The organism is Streptomyces sp. WELS2, from assembly GCF_013870595.1.
GTDB lineage: Bacteria > Actinomycetota > Actinomycetes > Streptomycetales > Streptomycetaceae > Streptomyces.
The window spans coordinates 1-8,038 of record NZ_JACBWZ010000237.1 but is presented as its reverse complement, the minus strand read 5'-3'; the positions used below and the strand labels follow the sequence as shown (position 1 = coordinate 8,038).

Sequence of the window (8,038 nt, the reverse complement as noted above, 5' to 3'; positions counted from 1 at the left end):
CGGCGCTGCCGGGAGCGGCCGACTGGACGATCAGCTCCGTGCCGGTGACGTCCGGGAGGGCGAAGTTCTCCTGGTGCAGTTCCAGGTGGCCGACCGCCGGGTGGTGGTAGGCCTTGCGGCCGTGGGTGCGGGTGCGGACGTCGGCGCGCGCCCACAGCTGCCGGAAGCGTTCGCTGTGCATGGCGAGTTCGCCGATGAGGGAGGCCAGTTCCCCGTCGCCGGGGCAGCGGCCGGCCGCCAGCCGCAGATGGCCGACGACGTCGAGGGTGCAGTCCTCCCAGTCGGCGAACAGCGCCCGCCCCTCCTCGGCCAGGAAGAGGTGCCGGGCGATGTTCAGGCCTTGTGCCGGCCGGCTGTAGAGCAGGTCGCCGAGGCGGTTCGCGGCCAGCACGGTCAGCCGGTGGTCGATGAGGAACGCGGGGGCGTCGGCGATCAGGTCCAGCACCCGCAGCAGTTCGGGGCGCGGCCGTGCCGAGGTGGCCCGGCGGGGCTCGCCCACCGTCCGCCGGGCGAGCCGGTGCAGATGCTCGCGTTCCACGTCGTCCAGGCCGAGGACCCGCGCGAGCGCGTCGAGCACCTGTACCGACGGCTGGCGCGCCCGGCCCTGCTCCAGCCGGACGTAGTAGTCGACGCTCACTCCCGACAGGTGCGCGACCTCCTCGCGCCGCAGCCCGGTCACGCGGCGGCGCGAGTCGGCGCGGATGCCGACGCTCTCGGGGCGGACCCGGGCCCGCCGGGTGCGCAGGAAGTCAGCCAGATCGTCCATCCCCCCAGTATCCGCGCGGGATGCCCCGGCTGGGTGGCCCCGCCAGTACCAGGAAGTCCGGTCCGACGGAGGAGGCGCCCCTGAATCGCGCCGCCGGATCGCACCAGGATCGAAGGCACCTCGACTCAAGGAGCAGGAGCAGACATGAAGGTCTTCATCGTGCACGCCCACCCCGAGCGGCGGTCGCTGAACGGCGCGCTCACCGACATCGCGGTGGAGACGCTGACCGGCGCGGGGCACGAGGTGCGGGTCAGCGACCTGTACGCGATGGGCTGGAAGTCGGAGGTCGACGCGGCCGACTTCGGCGGCGCCGCCTCCAGCCCGCTGGACGTGGTCCACGACTCCGGCCGCGCCTACGAGTCCGGCGCGCTGTCCGCCGCCATCCGCGCCGAGCAGGAGAAGCTGCTGTGGGCGGACACCGTGATCTTCCAGTTCCCGCTGTGGTGGTACTCGATGCCGGCGATCCTCAAGGGCTGGGTGGACCGGGTGTTCACCTACCGCTTCGGGTACGGCGTCGGCGAGCACAACGAGGTGCGGTACGGCGACCGCTTCGGCGACGGCACCCTCAAGGGCAGGCGCGCCATGCTGTCGCTGACGGTCGGCGGCCCCGAGTCGCACTACTCCGAGCGGGGCATCAACGGCCCCATCGACGACGTGCTGTTCCCGATCCAGCACGGCATCCTCTACCACCCCGGCATGGACGTACTGCCGCCGTTCGTCCTGTACCGGACGGTCCGGATGTCTCCCGAGGTGTTCGCGGACGCGGCCGAGCAGTGGAAGAAGCGGCTGCTGACCCTGGAGGACACCGACCCGATCCCGTACCGCCGCCAGAACGACGGGGACTACGAGATTCCCTCGCTCCACCTCCGCGAGGGCCTGGAGCTGCCGGGCCGCACGGGCTTCGCCCTCCACACGGCCGGCTGACCGCGCCCGGCAACCTTCGTCCGGCCTGCGGCGACTGTGGTTCAGCACCCCCTCGGTACTCCCACACGGACCACACCTGGAGTCGCTCATGAGCACTCGCACTCCCCGTCACCGCAGGAGCCGTGCCGCGTTCGCGGCCGGGCTGCCGCTCGCACTCGCGGCGGCGGGCGGACTCGGCTACGGCCTGCTGGGCCCGGGCGGTTCGTCGCACGCCTCGGCCGCGGCCGCCGTACCGGCGTGGGCCACACAGGCCGCCGACGGGTTCGCCTCGGTGAACGCGCTCGGGCAGAACGGTACGTACGGCGGGCGCGGCGGCGAGATCGTCACCGTGAAGACCCTTGCGGACCTGGAGAAGTACGCCACCGCCGACAAGCCGTACATCATCGTCGTGGCCGCCGCGATCACGATGGACCCGGTCGGCAAGGAGATCAAGGTCCAGTCGGACAAGACCATCATCGGCTCGGGCACCTCGGGCCAGATCGTCGGCGGCGGCTTCTTCCTCGGCCAGGGCGTCCACAACGTGATCATCCGGAACCTGACGATCCGGGACGCGTACCAGGGTGTCTGGAACGACAAGGAGCACGACTACGACGGCATCCAGATGGACGGCGCCCACCACGTCTGGATCGACCACAACGACATCCGGCACATGGCGGACGGGCTGATCGACAGCCGCAAGGACACCACGTACCTGACCGTCTCCTGGAACCGGCTCGGCCAGGACAACAAGGCGTTCGGCATCGGCTGGACCGACAACACCACGGCGGACATCACGATCCACCACAACTGGATCCGCGAGACCGAGCAGCGCAACCCGTCCACGGACAACGTGGCCCACGCCCACCTGTACAACAACTACCTGGTGGACGAGCCGGGTACGGCCATCACGGCGTCCTACGGCAACTACGCGCGCGGCAACACCAACATGCTGCTGGAGAACTCGTACTTCCAGGGCCTGGCCAACCCGGTGATCCGGGACACGACGGCCACCCTCGTCCAGCGCGGCAACGTCTTCTCGGGCACGAGCGGCCGCAACGAGAGCGGGGGCACGGGCGGGTCGTGGGACCCGAGGAGCTACTACGCGTACACGCCCGACAAGGCGGCGGACGTCCCGTCGGTGGTCAAGTCGGGTGCGGGCCCGCGTACGTCGCTGGGCACGAGCACGACGGCCGCCAAGGCGGCGGCGACCACGCTGACCGTGGCCAAGGACGGCTCGGGCCAGTACACCTCCGTCCAGGCCGCCGTGAACGCGGTCCCGGCGAACAACGCGTCGCGGGTGGTCATCGCGGTGAAGCCGGGCACGTACCGGGAGACGGTCAAGGTCCCGTCGAACAAGCCGCACGTCACCATCCAGGGCACGGGGTCCAGCCGCAAGGACACGGTGATCGTCTACAACAACGCGTCCGGCACGCCGAAGCCGGACGGCTCGGGCACGTACGGCACCGGCGGCAGCGCGACCGTGGCCGTGGAGGCCGACGACTTCCAGGCCCGCAACCTCAGCATCACGAACGACTTCGACGAGGCCGCCCACCAGGACATCGCCCAGCAGGCGGTGGCCCTGCGCACGGCGTCCGACAAGGTCTTCCTGGACGGGGTCATCGTCACCGGCGACCAGGACACCCTCCTCCTGGACACGGCGTCGAAGGACCGGCTCGGCCGGGTCTACCTGACCAACTCCTACGTGACCGGCAACGTCGACTTCATCTTCGGCCGGGCCACGGCGGTGATCGACAAGTCGGTGATCACCCTGAAGAAGCGGTGGAACGGCACGTCGGCGGGCTACGTCACGGCCCCGTCCACGGCGGCGAACCGCAAGGGCATCCTGATAGCCAACTCGACGATCTCGGGGGACGTCTCCGACCGCACCTTCTACCTGGGCCGCCCCTGGCACGCCGGCGGCGACGCGACTCTGGACCCGCAGACCACGATCCGCAACACGTCGTTGAGCGCGGCGATCAAGACAACCCCCTGGACCGACATGAGCGGCTTCTCCTGGAAGGACGACCGCTTCGCCGAGTACAAGAACACGGGCGCGGGATCGGGAGCGGCGAGCACGGACCGCCCCCAGCTGACCGACGCGCAGGCCGCCGATCAGGAGATCGGTGACTGGCTGGGCGACTGGACTCCTTCGGCGTCCTGAGGTTTCGGGCACTCCGGCCGCCGCGTGGTCCTGCGGAGCGGCGGCCGGGGTCCTGCCCCTCCGTTGGCGGCGCCTCAGCCGGTTCAGTGCCCAGCCAGAAGAGTTCCTCCACCACGATCTGCGGATCTTCCACCCGGGGTACGAAGACGAACTTGAGCCAGCCGTTGCCGTGGTCGAAGTAGCAGATGTGGCGCCCTTTCGGCTCGGTAGACCGGGCCGGCCGTACCTTCATGCCATCGGGAAGGCACTCATCGGCGTCGATTCCGCGGAAGTAAGGGTCCTTGACCGTGATCAGCTCACCACGCACGGCGTAGACCAGATCCCGCACCTCCGCAGGCAGCGCTTCCAGGTAGGCGAGAGCGCTGAGCCGCCAGTCCATTTGCCAGGGCGGCCCCATGAAACCGTCGGTCACTCCCCGGGCTCCAGGTCTCGCATCCGGTAGTGAATCTTCGACGCTTCTTCGAGCAGAGCCTTGGCCTCGTTGATGTCGGTGGCCTCTGAGGCGCGCTGTTCCAGATCACGCACGTGTGCGTCCAGCTCGGGGTCCCGGGCCAGGGCGTACTCGCCCCACCACAAAGCCATGAACGCGGCCACGGGCGTCGTGTCGTACGCGTCCGCGATCGCCCACTTCCAGTGCGCGTCGAAGTCGGGGAGGAGCTGGGGCGCGTGCTGGGTGATGGCCCTGCGCAGCGCCTTGGGGGTCCGCTCGGGCATGGGAGGGATGATCGGATCGCGGTCGCTGGCGTGGGTGGCCATGATCGATGTCCTCCTTCGACGCGTCGTGTCTACGACCATAACCGCCTGGGCACCTTCCGCATCGGTAGTTCGTGCCCGGTCGTCCATTCGACCGGGAGACCAACCATGCGGGGACGCACGACCCGACACGCAGGGCTTCCGCCCTACATCACCCGAACGTCCCGCCCTTCCCACGCTTGATCCCGTCCGCGACTTCTACGCAGTCGTTGTCCCCGCCCTCGCTGTAACTCGACTTACGCCACGTGGCGGTGGACAGGTCGGGGATCACAGGGACTCCTTCACACTGGCTACGAACGCGGACCAGGACGCGGTGCCGAAGATCAGGGCGCTGCCTGCGGGGACCTTGCTGTCGCGGACCGGGACGGGGCGCCCGCATCCCCGTGTACGAGCGTTGACACTCCCGTGGCCCACGACCCCGCGGACATGAACCTCCGGCCTTGTCCACAGCTGTGGACAAGGCCGGAGGAGGAAAAGCAGGGGCTACTTGACGATCGTGATCCGGTTCGCCGCCGGAGGCGCGAGCGGGGAGGACGGCGACGAGTTCGCCGTCAGGTACTTCACCAGGGCCGCCAGATCGTCCGTGCCGACCAGGGGGTTCTTGCCCTGGCCGAGGGACGGGAAGCCGTCGCCGCCGCCCGCGAGGAAGGCGTTCATGGCGACGCGGTAGGTGGCCGACGGGTCGATGGGCGCGCCGTTGAGGCGGATGGAGCCGGCGTCCACGCGGTCCGCGCCGGACCTGGTGAGGTCCAGGGTGTAGGTGAGGCCGGCGGAGGGCTGGAGGATGCGCGGGGCCGCCTCGTTCACACCGCTGACCTGCTCCTTCAGGGCCTGGACGAGCTGCGCGCCGGTGAGGTCCACGAGGTTGACCGTGTTGGCGAACGGCTGGACCGTGAAGCCCTCGGCGTAGGTGACCACGCCGTCGCCCTCCGCGCCCTTGGCCGCGTAGGTGAGGCCCGCCCGGACACCGCCCGGGTTCATCAGCGCCAGGCTGGTCCTCGGGTCCAGCTCACGGCCGTAGGCGAGCTGCGCGTCGGCGACCAGGTCGCCCATCGGGGACTCGGTGCCGGTGTTGCCGATGTCGCCGGAGATGTAGCCGATGGGGCGGTTGCCGATCGGGGCGGCCAGGGTGTTCCACTTGCCGATCAGGTCGGTGATGTCCCGCGCCTTGGGGACGTCCCGCGTCACCACGTGGTTGGCGGAGTTCACCGCCGTCCGCACGATGTCGCCCGTCCGGCGGTCGTACGTGAGCGTGGTGTCGGTGTACAGGCGGCCGAAGGAGGACGCCGACGTGACCATGCGGGGGCGGCCCGACGGGTCGGGGATCGTGCAGACGTACGCCTGGTGGGTGTGCCCGGTGACCAGCGCGTCCACCGCCGGGGTCACGTTCTTGGCGATGTCCACGATGGGGCCGGAGATGCCGTCGCCCGCGCCCGGGGAGTCGCAGTCGTAGTTGTAGGAGCCGGAGGCCGGGTAACCGCCCTCGTGGATCAGGGCCACGATGGACTGCACGCCCTGGCGCTGGAGCACCTTGGCGTACTTGTTGATGGTCTCGGTCTCGTCCTTGAAGGTCAGGCCCTTGACGCCCTCGGCGGAGACGACGCCGGGGGTGCCCTCCAGCGTCACACCGATGAAGCCGATCCTGACGCCGTTCTTCTTCCACACCCAGTACGGCTTCAGGATCGGCTTGCCGGTCTTGTCGTCCTGGACGTTCGCCGCCAGGTAGGGGAAGTCCGCGCCCTGGAACTCCTGGTCCGTGTAGCAGCCGTCCTTCGGGTGGCAGCCGCCGTTCTGGAGGCGGGCCAGTTCCCGCGCGCCCTCGTCGAACTCGTGGTTGCCGACCGAGGTGACGTCCAGGTCCAGCTTGTTCAGCGCCTCGACGGTGGGCTCGTCGTGGAACAGGCCCGACAGCAGCGGGGAGGCTCCGACCAGGTCGCCGCCGGCCGCCGTCACCGAGTACGGGTGGCCCTTGCGGGCCTGCCGCAGGTGGGTCGCGAGGTACTCGACCCCGCCCGCGTCGATCGTCTTCGTCGTGCCGTCCGGCTGGAGTTCGGTGACCCGGCCGGAGGAGCCGGACGGCGGCTCCAGGTTGCCGTGCAGATCGTTGAACGACAGCAGCTGGACGTCCTGGTAGCGGCCCGGACGGTGGGGGTGGTGCTCCTCGTGCGCGTCCGCCGGCAGCGCGGTGGCCAGCGCCGCCGCCGTGGCGAGACCGGCCGCGGACGCGAGGAAGGCGTAGGTACGGCGTCTGGTGCGCCGGGGTGCGGATGGCATGGAAACCCCCCTGTGGGTCGGCTGTGGTGCTCGGCGCAGCCTAGAGTCAACGCGCGTAGCGCGACAGGGGGTTCAGGTCACATCCTGATTTCCCTTCGCCGATGCTCCCGCCGGTCGCCTTCGCCGCCGGTATGCCGGGACTTCACCCGGGGCGCCCCGTACTCTCGTACGCATGAGCAGCGACGACACCGTACGGGGCTTTTCCGCCCGCTCCATCGAGACCTACTCCGCGCTCACCCCGGACCAGGGCGAGGCCGTGCTGCGCCTGCTCGGCGAGGCCGCCCGCGTCGACGGGCAGCAGCCGGTGTCCGAGCAGGGCCGGCTGCACCTGCGCGGCGGCTCCCGCGAGGGCGTCTCGCATCTGCTGCTGACGGTCGGCGACGAACTCGTCGGCTACGCCCAGCTGGAGGACACCGATCCGGTGGAGCCGCCGGCCGCCGAACTCGTCGTGCACCCCGTCCAGCGCGGGCACGGGCACGGGCGGGCGCTCGGCTCGGCCCTGCTCGCCGCCTCCGGCAAGCGGCTGCGGGTGTGGGCGCACGGCGGACACCCCGCCGCCCGGCACCTCGCCCAGGTGCTGGGCCTGACGCTGTTCCGGGAACTGCGCCAGATGCGGCGGCCGTTGGCCGGCCTCGAGCTGCCCGAGCCGGTGCTGCCGGAGGGCGTGAGCGTGCGCACCTTCGTGCCCGGCAAGGACGACGCGGCCTGGCTCGCGGTGAACGCCGCCGCCTTCGCCCACCACCCGGAGCAGGGCTCGCTGACCCAGCGGGACCTGGACGACCGCAAGGCCGAGCCGTGGTTCGACCCGGCCGGGTTCTTCCTCGCCGAGCGGCGCGGGGAGCTGATCGGCTTCCACTGGACCAAGACGCACGCCGAGGAGGGCCTCGGCGAGGTCTACGTCCTCGGGGTGCGCCCCGGCGAGCAGGGCGGCGGCCTCGGCAAGGCCCTCACCACGATCGGGCTGCGCCACCTGGCCGCCCAGCAGCTGCCGACCGCGATGCTCTACGTCGACGCCGACAACACGGCCGCGGTGACCGTGTACGAGCGGCTGGGCTTCACCGTCCACGAGACCGACCTGATGTACCGCACGGAGACGTGAGCACCGCTTCAGCCGGAGCGCCGGGGCCTGGGTGACCGGCGGCGGAGCGGACGCCCCAGCGGCTCGGGGAGGGTCAGCAGCC

The 8,038-nt window shown here is 70.6% G+C and carries 7 protein-coding genes and 1 pseudogene; 3 read left to right on the top strand and 5 right to left on the bottom strand.

Annotation, left to right across the window (positions count from 1 at the left end; genetic code table 11):
* Nucleotides 1-766, bottom strand: a 766-nt coding sequence (locus H5J33_RS16070) for a helix-turn-helix transcriptional regulator (RefSeq protein ID WP_181795591.1), incomplete at its 3' end; no start/stop codon positions are given.
* A 144-nt stretch (nucleotides 767-910) separates the two neighbouring features.
* On the opposite strand from H5J33_RS16070, the gene H5J33_RS16065 reads away from it, so the two are divergent.
* A complete protein-coding gene (locus tag H5J33_RS16065) occupies nucleotides 911-1,690 on the top strand; it encodes an NAD(P)H-dependent oxidoreductase (protein ID WP_181795590.1) in 780 nt (259 codons plus the stop codon).
* An 88-nt stretch (nucleotides 1,691-1,778) separates the two neighbouring features.
* On the top strand, nucleotides 1,779-3,830 hold the full coding sequence (locus H5J33_RS16060; protein WP_181795589.1) for a pectinesterase family protein: 2,052 nt from the start codon (nucleotides 1,779-1,781) through the stop codon (nucleotides 3,828-3,830).
* Nucleotides 3,831-4,238: 408 nt separating this feature from the next.
* On the opposite strand, the gene H5J33_RS16055 is transcribed toward H5J33_RS16060, so the two are convergent.
* The 4 genes and pseudogenes from H5J33_RS16055 to H5J33_RS16045 all read right to left on the bottom strand — a co-directional run bounded on the left by H5J33_RS16055 (nucleotide 4,239) and on the right by H5J33_RS16045 (nucleotide 6,857).
* Nucleotides 4,239-4,586 (bottom strand): DUF6247 family protein, encoded by a 348-nt coding sequence (locus H5J33_RS16055; RefSeq protein WP_181795588.1) that lies wholly within the window; start codon nucleotides 4,584-4,586, stop codon nucleotides 4,239-4,241.
* Between the two features lie 181 nt (nucleotides 4,587-4,767).
* Nucleotides 4,768-4,854, bottom strand: a pseudogene (locus H5J33_RS37500) (DUF397 domain-containing protein); the annotation flags it as partial.
* Nucleotides 4,851-4,997, bottom strand: a complete 147-nt coding sequence (locus H5J33_RS37495; RefSeq protein ID WP_309485416.1) for a DUF397 domain-containing protein — start codon at nucleotides 4,995-4,997, stop codon at nucleotides 4,851-4,853. The gene H5J33_RS37495 and the pseudogene H5J33_RS37500, both read right to left, overlap by 4 nt.
* Nucleotides 4,998-5,066: 69 nt before the next feature.
* Complete coding sequence (locus tag H5J33_RS16045) at nucleotides 5,067-6,857, bottom strand: bifunctional UDP-sugar hydrolase/5'-nucleotidase (protein WP_181795586.1); 1,791 nt, start codon at nucleotides 6,855-6,857, stop codon at nucleotides 5,067-5,069.
* Nucleotides 6,858-7,029: 172 nt separating this feature from the next.
* Between H5J33_RS16045 and mshD the strand changes: the two genes are divergently transcribed.
* The gene (gene mshD / locus H5J33_RS16040; protein WP_181795585.1) at nucleotides 7,030-7,956 is read left to right on the top strand and encodes a mycothiol synthase; all 927 of its coding nucleotides are present in this window, start codon (nucleotides 7,030-7,032) and stop codon (nucleotides 7,954-7,956) included.
* The last annotated feature ends 82 nt before the right edge of the window (nucleotides 7,957-8,038 follow it).

What these genes read in the sequence shown, in the direction of transcription:
- H5J33_RS16065 (WP_181795590.1), top strand. Translation starts at nt 911, where the DNA reads ATGAAGGTCTTCATCGTGCACGCCCACCCCGAGCGGCGGTCGCTGAAC.
- H5J33_RS16060 (WP_181795589.1), top strand. Translation starts at nt 1,779, where the DNA reads ATGAGCACTCGCACTCCCCGTCACCGCAGGAGCCGTGCCGCGTTCGCG.
- H5J33_RS16055 (WP_181795588.1), bottom strand. Translation starts at nt 4,586, where the DNA reads ATGGCCACCCACGCCAGCGACCGCGATCCGATCATCCCTCCCATGCCC.
- H5J33_RS16045 (WP_181795586.1), bottom strand. Translation starts at nt 6,857, where the DNA reads ATGCCATCCGCACCCCGGCGCACCAGACGCCGTACCTACGCCTTCCTC.
- mshD (WP_181795585.1), top strand. Translation starts at nt 7,030, where the DNA reads ATGAGCAGCGACGACACCGTACGGGGCTTTTCCGCCCGCTCCATCGAG.